The following is a 14581-nucleotide window of genomic DNA, read 5'->3' on the forward strand; positions in this document are numbered from 1 at the left end:
GTCAAAATGGATGGAGGCCTGAGAGGGATCGATCGCCTGACTCTCATCCAGAAACAGAAACGCCCCTGCGTCCACTGAAAATGCGTCGCCTGCAGTCGGATTTTCGTATTCGAGGGAGTAGCGACCATCGCTCGCCGTTTGTGAGGAGACGACGACAACATCATTCCGCAATAAATTGACGTGGGCCTGGAAGATCGGAGCTCCCGAGGATATCGCGGTCACTCGCCCCGAAATCGTGTTCGCATGACTGCTTGCAAACAGCAGCAGACCGGAAAACACCGTCAGGCTCTGGGCCGCAATACGGCTACCGCTCATGGTGACTCCAATGTCCAAGGCGCATCCGCGCGCAGTTTGCCACATCCATGGCACTACCCCGGTCGCTGCGCCCAACCGTTATGATCGGCAAGTGAACGATCGTCGCATCAGCGGCTGATCCTTCACTTCAGTCCCGGGTCGTCGGCGCCAGTGGACCCACGTCAATGGATATCCAGGCTGCCTCGCAATGCATTACTTCGTCGACATCAATCCGATCGTCTTTTCCCTCGGCCCGATCCAGATCCACTGGTACGGCATCATGTACCTGCTTGGATTCGGTGGCGCCTGGTGGCTGGGCCAGCGGCGCCGCGCGGCAGGACGGCTGCCGGTCACGCACGACCAGTTTTCGGACCTGTGCTTTTACATGATGATGGGCGTCATCGTCGGCGGGCGCGTCGGCTACATGCTGTTCTACGACACCGGCAATTTCCTTCGAAACCCTCTCCTGCTGTTCCGCATCTGGGAAGGCGGCATGTCCTTTCATGGCGGATTGCTGGGCGTTCTTGCCGCCGGCTTGATCTGGACGCGGCGCCACGCAGTCAACTTTTTCGACGCGATCGATTTCGTCGCGCCGCTGGTGCCGATCGGTCTGGGTCTCGGACGACTCGGCAACTTCATCAATGGCGAACTGTGGGGCCGTTTGACCAGCGCGCCGTGGGGAATGATCTTTCCGACCGGCGTTGAAAATCCTCCGAACGCCATGATCGATCAGCTGCGCGAGATGGCCGCGGCGGGTCAGCTGGACGCGTACGCCCGTCATCCATCGCAGCTGTACGAGTTCGCGCTGGAGGGCGTGGTGCTGTTCGCGGTGCTGTGGTTCTACTCGCGCAAGCCACGTCCGCGCTACGCGGTGTCCGGGCTGTTCGCGCTGCTGTACGGAATCTTCCGCTTCGTCGTCGAGTTCGTGCGCGTTCCCGATGTGCAACTTGGCTATCTCGCGTTCGACTGGCTGACGATGGGACAAATCCTGTCGTTGCCGCTGATCGCGATCGGCGTGTTCCTGCTGGTGCTTTCGAGGCGTTCACCGACTGCCGCTGTCGCGACACCGATCCCCGCTGCGGCGTCCTCCAGCATCTGATGGACAGGCATCGCGGCTGAAGCCGCTCCCACGAACTGCCGGATATGCATCAATACCTGGATTTACTCAAGCACGTCCTCGAAAGCGGGACCGAAAAAGCCGACCGCACCGGGACGGGAACGCGCAGCGTGTTCGGATGGCAGATGCGATTCGATCTGGCGCGGGGATTTCCGCTGGTCACGACGAAGAAGCTGCATCTCAAATCGATCGTGCATGAGCTGATCTGGTTCCTGCGCGGTGACACGAACATCGGTTATCTGAGCGAGAACGGCGTGCGGATCTGGGACGAGTGGGCCGACGCGAATGGCGACCTCGGTCCGGTCTACGGCCATCAGTGGCGGTCGTGGACGTGCCCGGACGGGCGCGTCGTCGACCAGATGGCGTGGGTCGTCGACGAAATCCGTCGCAATCCCGATTCACGTCGCCTGATCGTCAGCGCGTGGAACGTCGCGGATCTGCCGAAGATGGCATTGCAGCCCTGCCACACGATGTTCCAGTTCTACGTTGCCAACGGAAAGCTGTCCTGTCAGCTCTATCAGCGTTCGGGCGACATCTTCCTTGGCGTTCCATTCAATATCGCGAGCTACGCGCTGCTGACGCAGATGGTTGCGCAGGTGTGTGGTCTCGGCGTCGGTGACTTCGTGCACACGCTCGGCGATGCACACCTCTACTCGAACCACTTCGAGCAGGCGCGCGAGCAGCTTGGCCGCACGCCGAAGCCGCTGCCGACTCTCGTGCTGAACACACAGGTGCGGTCGCTGTTTGATTTCCGTTTCGAGGACGTCGCGATTGCCGGCTACGACCCGGATCCAGCCATCAAGGCGCCGGTCGCGGTGTAGTGAAGAGGCAGTCCCGTGCGGTCCGACCGCGCTGACAGCGGCGCAATCGACAGTCAGAATCCACGAATGAAGATCAGTCTGATCGCCGCGCTCGACCGCAATCACGCCATCGGCCGTAATGGCGCGATGCCGTGGCACCTGCCGGACGATCTGAAGCGTTTCAAGGCATTGACCCTCGGAAAGCCGGTGCTGATGGGACGAAAGACCGCGCTGGCGATTGGTCGACCGTTGCCGGGTCGGTTGAACCTGGTTCTCACGCGCGCCGATGTCGCGCCGTTTGCAGATCAGATCGCAGTCAATTCGCTGGATGCCGCGATCGCATGCGCCGACGACGACGACCTTGCGGTGATCGGCGGCGGAGAGGTCTATGCGCTCGCGCTGGAGCGCGCGACCCACATGAATCTCACTTGGGTCGATGCCGCGGTCGAACGCGCCGATGCGTTTTTTCCACAGTTCGATGCGCGCGAGTGGACGGAGACATCGCGTGAGAAGCGGCCTGCGGATGCGCGGCACGCATTTCCGATGACCTTCGTCGACTACGTGCGCATCGAAGGGACGCATCGCCGCTGACGCTGCTCGTGCAGGCGAGAGATCGACTGCGCAGGGACAGGCTCTGCATTTCCTTTCCCTGCTCAGAGGCGGAAGGTGGCGAAGCCGGAAGGCGGCGCTCTTGATTCTTCGCTCCCACGAAGAGCGCCCCCTTCCGCCCTCCGGGCGCCTTCCCCCGGTGCGCAGGGGAAGGAAAATCGTTCTTGAACGGCGCACTCCAAGACGCGAGAGCGTTGACCGCGAAGGTCGCGAAAGGAACGAAGGGAACGAAGGGAACGAAGGGAACGAAGGGAAGCTGTCGGAATCGTTCTTCCTGTCGCTGGTGAGTGCGGTCATCGCTGTTCAAGTGCGACGCGGTCCATCCCGTGCAGCCAGGCAGCCCGGCAACTTCAGCGGCATCGCCGCCAAGCCGCTTAGTCCTGCTCTTTGCCCACGAGCGGCTTGCGATCCGATTTGATCGAGACGTACTCGGGCTCCTCGCTGTCGAGGCGCATCGCGGTCAGCGATCCACCCCATACGCAGCCGGTGTCGATCGCGTGCACGCCGAGGCCCGCGAATCGACCAAGGGTCGACCAGTGACCGCAGACGACGCGGATGTCGCGGCGGATCTGTCCCGGCACTTCGTACCACGGATACAGACCGGGACGTTGCGTGCCGGGCGCGCCCTTGTCGGTGAAACCGATGCGGCCGCGCACGTCGCAGTAGCGCATCCGTGTGAACACGTTGATGCCGGCGCGCCAGCGGTCGATCCCGCGCAGCTTCGGCGTCCACAAATCCGGCTTGTTGCCGAACAGCTGCTTCATCAGTCGACGATAGCCTTCGCTGCGCAGCTTGTCCTCGATCTCGCGAGCCGCTTCGAGCGCCTGCTCGATCGTCCAGCGCGGGAACAGACCGGCGTGCACCATTGCGAAGTCGAGCGACCGGTCGACATGCAGCAGGTTCTGCTGGCGCAGCCATGCAAGGATCTCGTCGCGGTCCGGGGCGAACAGGATCTCGCGAAGTTCCGGGTTGACGCGCTGCTGGTCTTCGCGTTTGCGCTCGGCGATGGCGAGCAGCGAGAGGTCATGGTTGCCGAGCGCGACGACGGTTTTCGGGCCGAGCGACTTGATCAGCCGCAACACGGCCAGCGACTGGCCGCCGCGATTGACCAGATCGCCACAGAACCACAACGTATCGGTGACAGGATCGAGGCGGAGCTTGTCGATCAGCCTGGTCAGTTCGTCCTGGCACCCCTGGATGTCACCGATCGCCCAGGTGGCCATCAGTGGAGCGTCCGCGGAGTCGACAGCACAAACGCGGGAATGTGCGCGTCGAAATGCGTGCCGTCGTCGGCAATCATCTGATAGCTGCCGCGCATCGTGCCGAGGGAAGTCTCCAGCACGGCGCCCGAGGTGTACTCGTAGTCGTCTCCTGGCCGCACCCAGGGCTGCTCGCCGACGACGCCGTCGCCTTGCACCTCGCTGACCTTGCCGTTGCCATCGGTGATGACCCAATGGCGCGACAGCAGCCGTGCGCCAATCGTGCCGTGGTTGGCGATCGTGATGGTGTAGGCGAACGCATACCGGTTGTCCGTCGGTGCCGACTGGTCGTCGAGGAACCGGGTATCGACCGAAATGGTGATGTCGTAAGGCTTCTTGCCGCTCATGGTGCGATTTTCAGGGACGCAGCCGCTTCGGGCAAGCGCAAAGATTGCGCAGCGCCAGAGGACGATCGCGGGTCACGTGAGGAACGGCTCGGCGGATGCACTGGATTCGCAGACGATTGCCGCAAGCCGGACGAATTCCTGCGGCGTCAATTGTTCGGCGCGTGTCCGCGGATCAACGCCGGCCGCGACAATGTGTTCGGGGGACATGACTTCATTCAGTGCGTTGCCGAGAGTCTTGCGGCGCTGACCGAAGGCGTGGCGGACGACGCGCGCGATGACCTGTCGATCGACGACGGGTCGCTGTTCCGTTGGCAGCGGTGTCATGCGCACCACCGCGGAATCGACCTTCGGCGGTGGCCGGAACGCGCCGGGGGGAACGCCGAGCAATGGCTCGACGCGACAGGCGAGCTGCAACATCACCGACAGACGTCCATAGACCTTGCTGCCCGGCGCGGCCGCCATGCGCTCGACGACTTCCTTCTGCAGCATGAAATGCATGTCGCTGATCGCATCGAGATGATCGAGGCAGTGGAACAGGATCGGTGAGGAAATGTTGTAGGGCAGGTTTCCAACCACACGCAGTCGCGCACCGTTCGCCAACGCGGTGAGGTCGACACCGAGCACGTCTGCGTTGACGATGTCGAGCTCACCAATCCCTTGCGCCGCGGAATGAAGACGGGGAATCAGGTCGCGATCCAGTTCGATCACCGTCAACGCGCCGAGCGCGCGCAGCAGCGGAATCGTCAGTGCGCCGTCGCCCGGGCCGATCTCGACCAGGCGGTCGCCCGGTTTCGGTCCGATCGCCTGAACGATGCGACGCAGGATGTCCGCGTCGTGGAGGAAGTGCTGGCCGAATCGTTTTTTGTGGATGTGACGGTCGTCGTGCATGCGCGCATCGTAGCGGATGAGGTGGGATCCGGCCGACAACCTGCAGCGCATCGACGTCGGAGTCTTTCCCCTGCGCAGCGCGGGAAGGTGGCGGCAGCTGGAAGGGGGTGCTCTTCCCGTCAACGCAGGAAGCGCTCGACGGACGAGAAACCAGTTCCGCAGCACGTCCGATCCTGCAAGCGCCGCGCAGGCGCGCCAGCCTAGAGACGTTTGCGATGCCGAGCCAGTTCGATTGCGAGTGTTGTCGCAGCAATCAGGCTGCCAGGATCCGCACGATCGCCGCCAGCGATATCGAGGGCGGTGCCGTGATCGACCGAGGTGCGGATGTACGGCAGGCCGAGCGTCACGTTGACCGCGTGGCCGAACCCCGCGTGCTTGAGCACGGGCAGGCCCTGGTCGTGGTACATCGCAAGCACCGCGTCGTAACGCTGCAGCTGGATCGGCACGAACGCCGTGTCGGCCGGAATCGGACCGTGCACGTCGAAACCCTCGGCGCGCAGCTGCGCGATCGCCGGTGCGATCTCGTCGATCTCCTCGCGACCGAGGTGTCCGCCCTCACCGGCATGCGGGTTGAGACCGAGCACGGCGATGCGCGGATGGGCGATGCCGAAATGTCCGACGAGATCGTTGCAGAGGATGCGCAGTGTCCGCGCGAGTCCCTCGTGCGTGATCGCCGCCGGTACGCGCGCGAGCGGGAGGTGCGTGGTTGCAAGGGCGACGCGCAGCGCGGCGGTGCCCTGCGCGGTTACGCGTCCACCGGCGGGCGCGGTGAGCATCATCACGACATCGCACTGCGCGCGCTGCGCGAAGAACTCGGTGTGTCCGGTAAACGCAATGCCGGCGTCGTTGATCACGCCCTTGTGCACGGGCGCGGTGACGATTGCATCGAATTCGCCACTGCCCGCTCCGTCGGCCGCGCGAGCAAGCGTATCGAGCACATACGACGCATTGCGCGCATCGAGTTCTCCCGGCAGAACCGGAACGCGCAGGGGAATGCCGATGACTCGAAGCTCGCCCGCGGCGCGTGAGCGGATTGGCGCAGCGGGCTCGTACGGAGTGTGATGCAGGTCGATACCCGCGGCACGCGCGGCGGCATCGAGCAGGTCGGGGTCGACGATTGCGATCAGGTCGGCGGCGATCCCACTGCCTGCGAGCTTGACGATGAGTTCGGGTCCGATGCCTGCAGGCTCGCCAGACGTGAGCGCGAGCCGCGGAAGTGGCGCAACCGAATCGATCATCGACGACGCAGCCGCGTCGTCGATCAGGACGCCGGCGTCGTCGCCGGGCCGGTACCCGGCAAACGGATGTCAACGAATGCTTCGCTGCGCAGCTGGCGCAGGAAGGCGTCGTATTCGTCCTCGGCCTTGCGCTGGAACAACACGCTCTTCGCCTGGTCGCGTTCCATTTCGGTCGATTTGTCGGTGTTGCGCGTGTCGACCAACTGGACCACGTGCCAGCCCGCGTCCGTCTGGAACGGCTGCGAAATCTCGCCTTTCTTCATTGCTTGCAGCGTCTTGCCCACCACGGAGCCATACGCATCGCCGGAGAACCAGCCCAGGTCGCCACCGAGCAACGCGGTGGTTTCATCGTCCGACGATTCCTTCGCCGCCTTTTCGAAGTCCTCGCCAGCGACGATGCGCTGGCGCGCCGCCGCCGCCGTCTTCTGCGCCTGCTCGCTCGACACCAGTTCGGTGATGCGCACGAGAATGTGGCGCGCATGCATCTCGGTGACCATTTGCTCGCCACCTGCCTCGCGTTTGCCGATCAGCTTGATGAGATGGAAGCCATTGGGGCCGCGCACCGGCGCCGAAACCGCGCCTTCAGCCAGCTTGTCCGCGACATCGACCAGCGCGGGCGGCAGCTCGTCGCGCGGACGCCAGCCGAGATCGCCGCCCTGCAGCGCGTTTTCGGCGTTCGAGTAGCGGATCGCCGCAGCCGCGAAATCCATTCCGCCGTCGATCTGCTTTTTCGCTTCCTCCGCCTTTGCATGCGCCACGTCGACCTGTTCGGGAGTCGCCCCGTCCGGCACGTTGATGACGATGTATCCGAGGTGGATCTGCCCGCGATTCACATTGCCGTTCTTGATCAGGCTGTCGATCTCCGCATCACTGACGTGCACGCGACTCTGTGCAACGCGCTGGCGCAGGCGTGTCACGATCAGCTGCTCGCGCACGCCCTTGCGGAACTGGTCGTAGTCCATGCCCTGGCTGGCAATTGCGCCGCGCAACTGGCTGACCTCCATCTTGTTCTGCTGAGCGATGTTGGCGAGGGCCTGGTCGACTTCGGCATCGGACACCTTGACCCCGGTCGAGTCTGCGCGGGCAACCTGCAACTTCTGCAGGACCAGTCGATCGAGAATCTGCTTCTGCAGTACATCGCGTGGAGGCAACTGCTGCGGATTCTTCGCAAACTGCGCGGTGACGCGCGCGATGTCGCGATCGAGTTCGCTCTCCAGCACCACGTCCTCATCCACCACCGCCACGATGCGATCGAGCGGTTGCGGCGGCGTCGCCGCCTGCGCGTGCACGCGGAGCGACGTCACGGGGACAAGCAGCGCCAGGGAAAGGGCAACGAGAATTGGCTTCATGGAGGTTCCGGAGATTCGTGCGGTCAGCCCCTTGAGACCGGCAAAGGGGCCGCGAGTTTCACAACTCATTGATAGCCAAGGATACCACGGCGCAGGAAGGTGTCCGTCTTCTGGCCGAACGAGCCGATGCCCTTGAATTCGAGTTCGAAGTACAGCGCGTTGTCGGCTTCGCCTTCGACGTTGTGGATCCAGTGCCGCGCGATCACGCGCCACGCGATGCAACAGGTGTCGTGCTCGATCCCGATGAAACGCTCGAGCGTGCGCCCGTCCCTGCCGCGCGGATCGGTCGGCAGCGCGAGTGGATCGTTCAACGCGTAGTTCTCGCGTGCGATCACCCGCCAGCTCGGGGTGATCGGCACTGCCGCCGAGAGGTCGACCTGTTCGAGGAAATCGCGACGGTAGCGATACGAGGCATTGAAGATGCCGTTGTCGCCGAAGCGGTTCTGCAGCGTGAAGGTTGAAAGGTCGGTCTGGTGCGTGTTCGGGTTCCACTGCTGGTCGAGAACGACGCGCCAGCGATCCGACAGATGCAAGTCAATCTCGCCGGCGTACGCGGAGCCTCCGAAATCGGTGAGCGGAGCGTTCGGAACTTGCACGCGCTGGTCGTCGAAGTAACGGATCTCGCCAATGCTTGCGGAGATGCGTTCCTCGCCACTCGCGTTTTCCAGGAACCGCGTGGTCATTGCGAGCGACAGGTTGTTCGCGTCCATCTGCCGGTCGGCTCCGACGAAGCGGTTGCTGCGGAAGAGTTCGCCGAAGCTGAAGGGAATTTCCTGGGTGTCGAACACCGGGAGATCGGTCTGGTCGCGGTACGGCACGCGCAGGTAGTACGCGCGCGGCTCGAACGTCTGCGTCCAGGCCTCATCGCCGAATGTCAGTTCGCGCTCGAAGACCAGTCCGGTGTCGAGACTGAAGATCGGAACCCCGCGATCGGGATGGTCGCCCGTCAGCAGCGGATTGTTCGCCTCGTCGCGATGTTCGATGTTGTAGGTGGTGAGGCGGTAGCCGAGCTGTGGACGCACGAAATACGACGCGGTCTCGATCGGGTAGGCGAGATACGGAAAGAGGTCCAGCCGCTGGCCTTCGATCGCGTCGTCCTTGGAGAACGCAACGAACTCGGAGTTGATTCCCGCGCTGAGGTCGCCGAGTACCGGATGGTCAGCGGTGAACGTCGCACGCGGAAGGCGCCGGTACGGTTCGTACTCGTCCGACAGGGTTGGGTCGGTGATCTGGTACTCGTCGCCGCCGATGCTCGCCGACCACCAGCTGCCACGCCCATTGAGGTACGCGCTTGATGGCAGGAAGCTGACCGCCGAGCTGTAGAGGCCGCGACCGAAATCCTCGAAGTAGCGATCGTCCGACACCCGGTTGAGGTCGACGCTGGCTGCCCAGTTCGGGCTGAACGCGGTGGTGTCCTCGAGCCGGTACCACCAGCGGCTTTGCGGCAACGAGGTGGCGTAGTCGCGTTGCTCTTCGTCGACCTGTCGGTCGTGCGGGATCCATTCGGCGTTGAACGTTCCCTTGCTGCTGTCGGTCAGCCAGCGGAACTCGCCGCCGAGCATCACACCGCGCTCGGTCATCAGGCGCGGGAACAGCGTTGCATCGTAGTTCGGTGCGAGATTGAGGTAATACGGAATCGTCAGGTCGAAACCGCGGCGGTCGGTATAGCCGACGCTCGGGAACAGAAACCCGCTCTTGCGGCGCCCGTCGGTCGAAAAGCTGGCGTATGGCAGCCAGAACACCGGGACGTCGTGGATGCGGAACGTCACGTGGTGCGCGCGGGCAATGCCTTCGGCGCGGTCGAGATCCATGTCGCGCGCACTGAATGCCCACTGCTGGTTGCCGATGTCGCAGGTCGAAAACGTCGCATTCTTCAGACGCGCGTGATCCGGGTCGTCCATGATCACGACGGTGGCGACGCCGTTGCCGCGCTGGCCCAGCAACTGGTAACGCACGTTGTCGAGCGTGCACTGGTCGAGATCCGCGTTGCCGTTCGCCTTGTCGGACGACATCAGCAGCCCGCGATCCTGATAGGTCACGTGGCCGGTTGCGCTGTAGTCGGTTGTTTCCTTGTCGTAGGTGATGCGGTCGGCGTGCACGAACAAGTCGAGCTGCGTGATCTTCGCATCGCCTTCGAGGACGAAATGCGCATCGTCGGGACTCGAGACCTTCTGCGCTTCTGCATTGCGAGGCGACTTGCTGCGTTCTCCGTCGGTCGGAAGCCCGGGCACATAGAAGTCGAGCAGGTCGTTCTTGCCGCACATCGCCCAGCTGACCGGCTTCTTCGGACATTTGAGAATGCCGACCGGACATGCTGGACTGGCCGCATCGGCCGTCTCCGCCGCATGTACCGCGGACGAAAAAGCGAGAAGCAGCAATGCATTGGAGACGGCAAGGGCGAGCAGGTGCCGGCCGGGAAACGTGGTGGGGATCGATCGCACGGGGCCGGCTTCTTTCAGAACGCTAGGCCCGCTAGCTTGCCGCAAGCGTCACCGGTCGGCAAACACCGCGCGCGCTGAAGTGCTCGCGGCGTCCGGCAACGATCCTGGCGCGGGCAGACTCAGTCGAATCCGTTCTGGAAGATGACGTCGCTGGCGGGCTCCCCTGTGAGGGACAGACTGAACCCGCCGCAGCTGCCTGGCGCGTTGTCCTGCTCGGCCGTCACATACAGCAGATACGGTCCCGTTGGCTGGTCGTGCAGCGACAGCGAGTCGGTGCTCGTGACGCAATCGCCGGATTGACACGTCGAGCCGCCGACGAGATACATGCGTGGACCAAACCCCGCCGCGCCGCCGCCGCCAAGGGTCAGCACGTACGTGCTTCGCTGTGTGACGAAGACATTGAAAATGTGGCTCGGTCCGACCGTGGTGAACTGGCCGTTGCACAGGTGGAGGCCAGGCGGTTCACTGCCGCACGTCGTGAACGACAGTGGAGGGCCGCCGGACACCAATGCGAGCGTGTCGGGTGCTGTGCATGTCTGCGCGTGCACGGGCAGCGGAAGCGTTGCGGCGGCGACGAGCACTGCCAGCGCAGTGCCAATCACACGAGTTTTGCCGCGGCGGAGCGCTTCGCCCGCAGAGCGGATTCCGGATTGGGTGGGGATTGCTGCCTTGCGGGTCATGGGGCTCTCCTTGCTGAGGACTCATGCGACTCATACGGCAAGCGGCAGCGACATGCGCCACGTCGCCCGCCGTCGCGGATGCAATGCTGTCCGAAGCGCCATCCAGCTGGGAGGTCGCTCGTCGGTCGGAACTGGCGCAACCGCGCCGCTAATCGAACCCGTCGAAAAACACACGATCGACCGGGGCGAGATCTCCGTCGAGAAACAACGTGACATCCCCACACGAACCGGCAGCGTCGATCTCCGACGCGGTGACGATCAGCGAGTAATCGCCCGGAGCCACATCGTGCAACGGAAGGAAGCCGGCACCCTGGATGCACGCGCGCCCGCCACATCCGGGGCCGGTCAAATAAAGTTGGGGGTCCATCTGGCCTGTCGTGTCGATGGCCATCAACGATGCTGTGTTGCCGGCGCCGATCGTCAGCTTGAACACCGCCGAAGGGCTCGTCGTCGTGGCGGTACCGCGACAGAGCGGGAGTCCGGCCGGTTCCGCACACGTCCACGCAGCTGCGGAGGGCCGGGCAGGCGACAACGGCAACTGCACCGGAGCATCACAGGTCTGCGCGGAGGCAGCGACTGGTGCGAGGATGATCGGCGCGGATGCGCAGACCGACAACGCGAAAATCGCCGCAATGGAGCGCGCGCGTGCAATGGAGAATTTACGCGCCCTTCGACGCAACAGAATGGCGTTCATGATGACGTTGACCTCGTCGACTGCACTCGCCCACCCTGGGCCGGCCATTTGCCGGCGCATCCCGTTCCGTGGGTCGTACCGGATAATTATGCGCCGCAGTGGCGCAAATTGCTGCCGAAGCCGCGGCGCAAGGTCTGAAGGTCGACGCCGTGATCAAGGCAGGATTTCGTAGCTGTCCCGGAAAATGGTGTCCGGCAGGCCAAACTCGATCGCGAGAAAGTCCTGCGCAGTAGCGCCCGGCGCCGCGGTTCCGACCGCCCAGAAATGCGCACCGTCGAGGTCGCTGACCAGCCCATAGGCGATGTCGTCGACTGCGGAGACATCGACCATCTGGTTGCCGGCCTCGCCGAAAAACCAGCGCGGTCAGCTCTGAATGGGTGAATGCATCGTTCCCGCCCCTGCTGGAACATCCAGCGCGGTCCACGGCCCGACGTCAGCGCGACAGCGCGTCCACATGCGCCAGTGTCGCTTCGCGCAGGCCTTCGAGGCTGTAGCCCCCTTCGAGGCTGGACACGATGCGACCGAGCGCGTGGCGGTCAGCGAGTTCGACCAGCCTCGCAGTCACCCACGCGTAATCGTCACCCGTCAGCTGCAGGCTTGCGAGTGGATCGAGCCGGTGCGCGTCAAAACCGGCCGAGATCATCACCAGTTGCGGCGCAAACGCCTCCAGCGCGGGCAACACGATGGTTTCGTAGGCCTGACGGAACTCCGCGGAGCCGGATCCCGCGGACAGCGGTGCATTGACGATATTGCCTGCGCCGGTTTCGCCGCGCGCGCCGGTTCCGGGATACAGCGGCGACTGGTGCGACGAGGCGTACATCACGCGGGCGTCATTCCAGAAGATGTCCTGCGTGCCGTTGCCGTGGTGCACGTCGAAATCGACGATCGCAACGCGTGCGAGGCCGTGCTGAACCAGCGCATGCGCGGCGCCCACCGCGACGCTGTTGAAAAGGCAGAAGCCCATCGGCACAGACGGGGTCGCGTGGTGGCCTGGTGGCCGCACGGCGCAGAATGCACGCCGTCGGCGCCCGTCGATCGCGGCGTCGACTGCCGCGCACACCGCACCGGCGGCGCGCAACGCCGCTTCGGCGGAACCCGGCGACATCACGGTGTCCGCATCCAGACGATGGAATCCCGACTGCGGCTCCTGCGTGAGGATCACGTCGATCATCTCGCTGCGATGGACGCGCGCCAGTTGTTCGCGAAGTGCGCGCGGCGCTTCGATCCGCTCGACGCCGGCGTAGCGCGGATCAGCAAGCGCGTCGAGCACGGCCGCGAGGCGCGCCGGCGATTCCGGATGATCCGCGCCCGGGTCGTGGTCGAGGCAGCGCACGTGCGTGTAAATCGAAACAGTCATCGCGGGCAGCCGGGTTCAGTTGAGATGATCGGGCGAATGCAGTGACGTCCGAGGGCGTGCATGCGACGCTGCTCAGGACTTCTTGCGCCGCTCATGCTGCCACACCACTTCGCCATGTCCCGATTCGCGCGCGAGCACGCGTGCGATCACGAACAGCAGGTCGGACAGGCGGTTGAGATAGCGCGTCGCCTCCTCGCGTACCGTTTCGTGCCGCGCAAGCGTGACGGTCTCGCGCTCCGCACGGCGGCACACGGTGCGTGCGACATGGCACTGTGCAGCGGCCATGCCGCCGCCGGGCAGGATGAAATCCTTCAACGGCGGCAGCGGATCGTTGAACCCGTCAAGCAGCTGTTCGAGCCGATCGATATCGCCCGCGTGCACCATCGCCATGCCGGGAATGCACAGCTCGCCGCCAAGATCGAACAGGTCGTGCTGGATCTGCGTGAGCGCCTCGCGGATCGGCGCGGACACCTCGCAGGCAAGCACCACGCCGATCGTGCTGTTGAGTTCGTCGACGGTGCCGTATGCGCTGACGCGCGCAGAATCCTTCGCCACGCGCGAGCCGTCACCGAGGCCGGTGCTGCCGTCGTCGCCGGTGCGTGTGTAGATCTTGGAAAGTCGATTGCCCACGAGAATGGCGCCGGGTTTTCGATGCGGTCGAGGAGTCGATTCGGAAGGGATCCGCGACGCTCAGCGCTGCGCAATTTGCTGGCTGCCGCCGCTTGCGAGCACACCGGCACCCAGCACCGCCAGCACATGCGTCACAGTGGCGATTCCAACGTACATCAGCGTCGTGCGCAGATAGGGCAGATACCAGTCGCCGAGATTCGTCATCCAGCCACCGACGCTGCGTGCCGGCGCGTTTGCACCGATCCAGCTCTGGCTCAGCCAGTAGAAGCTGCCGTTCGAAACCAGATAGCAGGCGGTCGTTGCGACGAGTGCAAGCACGACCAGCGCGCCCAGCTCGCGCGGATGCAAACCGGTGTAGACCTTGCGCAACAGCGATCCGCCGAGCCACATCGCGGCATAGCTCGGCACCAGGAACCAGTACGCGATGGACACGCAGTAGTGGCTCCAGAAATTCATGCCCTGCCCGGTGATCACGAAGAAATCGATCAGCACGGCCAGCGCCATCAGCAGCGGAAACGCCCAGCGCACCGAACCGCGCAAATAAAACCCCGCCACGAAAAAGACCGCCCACGAGGCGTCCGGCACTGCTCCGAAATGATTCATCCGCGTCGCGAGCATGACCAAAGCGAGCAGGATGAAAATGCCGGCGCGCATGGCTGGCGAGGAGGCGGAAGGAGTCGCGGTCGTCATGGGTCGGTTCCGGTCGGGCAGGCGCCAAGTTTAGCCGAAGCGCCACTTCGACGCGGCCCGGATCGTTGGAAGGCCGGTTATCATCGCGCAGTGAACGACTCTTTCGATGTCCTTATCATCGGTGGCGGCCTCGTTGGCGCCAGCCTTGCGATCGCGCTTGATGGCGCGGGGCTGCGCGTCGCGCTGGC

General features: G+C 64.1%; 16 protein-coding genes. 3 read left to right on the top strand and 13 right to left on the bottom strand.

What is annotated here, in order from left to right:
- Nucleotides 1-315, bottom strand: a 315-nt coding sequence (locus tag ABIV12_RS06555; protein WP_348057479.1) for a carboxypeptidase-like regulatory domain-containing protein, incomplete at its 3' end; no start/stop codon positions are given.
- 187 nt (nucleotides 316-502) lie between these two features.
- On the opposite strand from ABIV12_RS06555, the gene lgt reads away from it, so the two are divergent.
- The 3 genes from lgt to ABIV12_RS06570 all read left to right on the top strand — a co-directional run bounded on the left by lgt (nucleotide 503) and on the right by ABIV12_RS06570 (nucleotide 2802).
- Nucleotides 503-1393, top strand: coding sequence for a prolipoprotein diacylglyceryl transferase (gene lgt, locus ABIV12_RS06560; RefSeq protein ID WP_348057481.1), 891 nt, complete (start codon nucleotides 503-505; stop codon nucleotides 1391-1393).
- A gap of 44 nt (nucleotides 1394-1437) precedes the next feature.
- Nucleotides 1438-2232, top strand: coding sequence for a thymidylate synthase (locus ABIV12_RS06565; RefSeq protein ID WP_348057483.1), 795 nt, complete (start codon nucleotides 1438-1440; stop codon nucleotides 2230-2232).
- A 66-nt stretch (nucleotides 2233-2298) separates the two neighbouring features.
- Nucleotides 2299-2802 carry a dihydrofolate reductase gene (locus ABIV12_RS06570; protein WP_348057485.1) on the top strand — a complete coding sequence of 168 codons (504 nt, stop codon included), beginning with the start codon at nucleotides 2299-2301 and terminating at the stop codon, nucleotides 2800-2802.
- A 392-nt stretch (nucleotides 2803-3194) separates the two neighbouring features.
- Here the strand turns inward: ABIV12_RS06570 and ABIV12_RS06575 are convergent, their stop codons facing one another.
- The 12 genes from ABIV12_RS06575 to ABIV12_RS06630 form a co-directional block, all read right to left on the bottom strand.
- Nucleotides 3195-4043: a symmetrical bis(5'-nucleosyl)-tetraphosphatase gene (locus tag ABIV12_RS06575; RefSeq protein ID WP_348057487.1), complete on the bottom strand. Its 849-nt coding sequence runs from the start codon at nucleotides 4041-4043 to the stop codon at nucleotides 3195-3197.
- A complete protein-coding gene (apaG, locus tag ABIV12_RS06580) occupies nucleotides 4043-4426 on the bottom strand; it encodes a Co2+/Mg2+ efflux protein ApaG (RefSeq protein ID WP_348057489.1) in 384 nt (127 codons plus the stop codon). The genes ABIV12_RS06575 and apaG overlap by 1 nt, the downstream gene beginning before the upstream one ends.
- Nucleotides 4427-4498: 72 nt before the next feature.
- Nucleotides 4499-5314 carry a 16S rRNA (adenine(1518)-N(6)/adenine(1519)-N(6))-dimethyltransferase RsmA gene (gene rsmA, locus ABIV12_RS06585; protein ID WP_348057491.1) on the bottom strand — a complete coding sequence of 272 codons (816 nt, stop codon included), beginning with the start codon at nucleotides 5312-5314 and terminating at the stop codon, nucleotides 4499-4501.
- A gap of 200 nt (nucleotides 5315-5514) precedes the next feature.
- Nucleotides 5515-6552 carry a 4-hydroxythreonine-4-phosphate dehydrogenase PdxA gene (gene pdxA, locus ABIV12_RS06590; RefSeq protein WP_348057492.1) on the bottom strand — a complete coding sequence of 346 codons (1038 nt, stop codon included), beginning with the start codon at nucleotides 6550-6552 and terminating at the stop codon, nucleotides 5515-5517.
- A 23-nt stretch (nucleotides 6553-6575) separates the two neighbouring features.
- Complete coding sequence (locus ABIV12_RS06595) at nucleotides 6576-7901, bottom strand: peptidylprolyl isomerase (RefSeq protein ID WP_348057493.1); 1326 nt, start codon at nucleotides 7899-7901, stop codon at nucleotides 6576-6578.
- A gap of 65 nt (nucleotides 7902-7966) precedes the next feature.
- Entirely contained in the window at nucleotides 7967-10342 is a 2376-nt protein-coding gene (gene lptD / locus ABIV12_RS06600) for an LPS assembly protein LptD (protein ID WP_348057495.1), read from the bottom strand.
- A gap of 119 nt (nucleotides 10343-10461) precedes the next feature.
- Complete coding sequence (locus ABIV12_RS06605) at nucleotides 10462-11022, bottom strand: hypothetical protein (RefSeq protein ID WP_348057497.1); 561 nt, start codon at nucleotides 11020-11022, stop codon at nucleotides 10462-10464.
- Nucleotides 11023-11170: 148 nt separating this feature from the next.
- A complete protein-coding gene (locus ABIV12_RS06610) occupies nucleotides 11171-11716 on the bottom strand; it encodes a hypothetical protein (RefSeq protein WP_348057499.1) in 546 nt (181 codons plus the stop codon).
- A gap of 153 nt (nucleotides 11717-11869) precedes the next feature.
- Nucleotides 11870-12046, bottom strand: a complete 177-nt coding sequence (locus ABIV12_RS06615) for a hypothetical protein (RefSeq protein WP_348057501.1) — start codon at nucleotides 12044-12046, stop codon at nucleotides 11870-11872.
- A 103-nt stretch (nucleotides 12047-12149) separates the two neighbouring features.
- On the bottom strand, nucleotides 12150-13073 hold the full coding sequence (locus ABIV12_RS06620) for a histone deacetylase family protein (RefSeq protein WP_348057506.1): 924 nt from the start codon (nucleotides 13071-13073) through the stop codon (nucleotides 12150-12152).
- 72 nt (nucleotides 13074-13145) lie between these two features.
- Nucleotides 13146-13703 carry a cob(I)yrinic acid a,c-diamide adenosyltransferase gene (locus ABIV12_RS06625; RefSeq protein ID WP_348057508.1) on the bottom strand — a complete coding sequence of 186 codons (558 nt, stop codon included), beginning with the start codon at nucleotides 13701-13703 and terminating at the stop codon, nucleotides 13146-13148.
- Between the two features lie 60 nt (nucleotides 13704-13763).
- Nucleotides 13764-14393, bottom strand: coding sequence for a hypothetical protein (locus ABIV12_RS06630; RefSeq protein ID WP_348057510.1), 630 nt, complete (start codon nucleotides 14391-14393; stop codon nucleotides 13764-13766).
- Nucleotides 14394-14581: the final 188 nt, after the last annotated feature.

The sequence above is a fragment of the Dokdonella sp. genome, from assembly GCF_039926425.1.
GTDB lineage: Bacteria > Pseudomonadota > Gammaproteobacteria > Xanthomonadales > Rhodanobacteraceae > Dokdonella_A.

Coding starts and splice junctions, on each gene's coding strand:
- lgt (WP_348057481.1), top strand. CDS start 503: ATGCATTACTTCGTCGACATCAATCCGATCGTCTTTTCCCTCGGCCCG.
- ABIV12_RS06565 (WP_348057483.1), top strand. CDS start 1,438: ATGCATCAATACCTGGATTTACTCAAGCACGTCCTCGAAAGCGGGACC.
- ABIV12_RS06570 (WP_348057485.1), top strand. CDS start 2,299: ATGAAGATCAGTCTGATCGCCGCGCTCGACCGCAATCACGCCATCGGC.
- ABIV12_RS06575 (WP_348057487.1), bottom strand. CDS start 4,043: ATGGCCACCTGGGCGATCGGTGACATCCAGGGGTGCCAGGACGAACTG.
- apaG (WP_348057489.1), bottom strand. CDS start 4,426: ATGAGCGGCAAGAAGCCTTACGACATCACCATTTCGGTCGATACCCGG.
- rsmA (WP_348057491.1), bottom strand. CDS start 5,314: ATGCACGACGACCGTCACATCCACAAAAAACGATTCGGCCAGCACTTC.
- pdxA (WP_348057492.1), bottom strand. CDS start 6,552: ATGATCGATTCGGTTGCGCCACTTCCGCGGCTCGCGCTCACGTCTGGC.
- ABIV12_RS06595 (WP_348057493.1), bottom strand. CDS start 7,901: ATGAAGCCAATTCTCGTTGCCCTTTCCCTGGCGCTGCTTGTCCCCGTG.
- ABIV12_RS06605 (WP_348057497.1), bottom strand. CDS start 11,022: ATGACCCGCAAGGCAGCAATCCCCACCCAATCCGGAATCCGCTCTGCG.
- ABIV12_RS06610 (WP_348057499.1), bottom strand. CDS start 11,716: ATGAACGCCATTCTGTTGCGTCGAAGGGCGCGTAAATTCTCCATTGCA.
- ABIV12_RS06615 (WP_348057501.1), bottom strand. CDS start 12,046: ATGGTCGATGTCTCCGCAGTCGACGACATCGCCTATGGGCTGGTCAGC.
- ABIV12_RS06620 (WP_348057506.1), bottom strand. CDS start 13,073: ATGACTGTTTCGATTTACACGCACGTGCGCTGCCTCGACCACGACCCG.
- ABIV12_RS06630 (WP_348057510.1), bottom strand. CDS start 14,393: ATGACGACCGCGACTCCTTCCGCCTCCTCGCCAGCCATGCGCGCCGGC.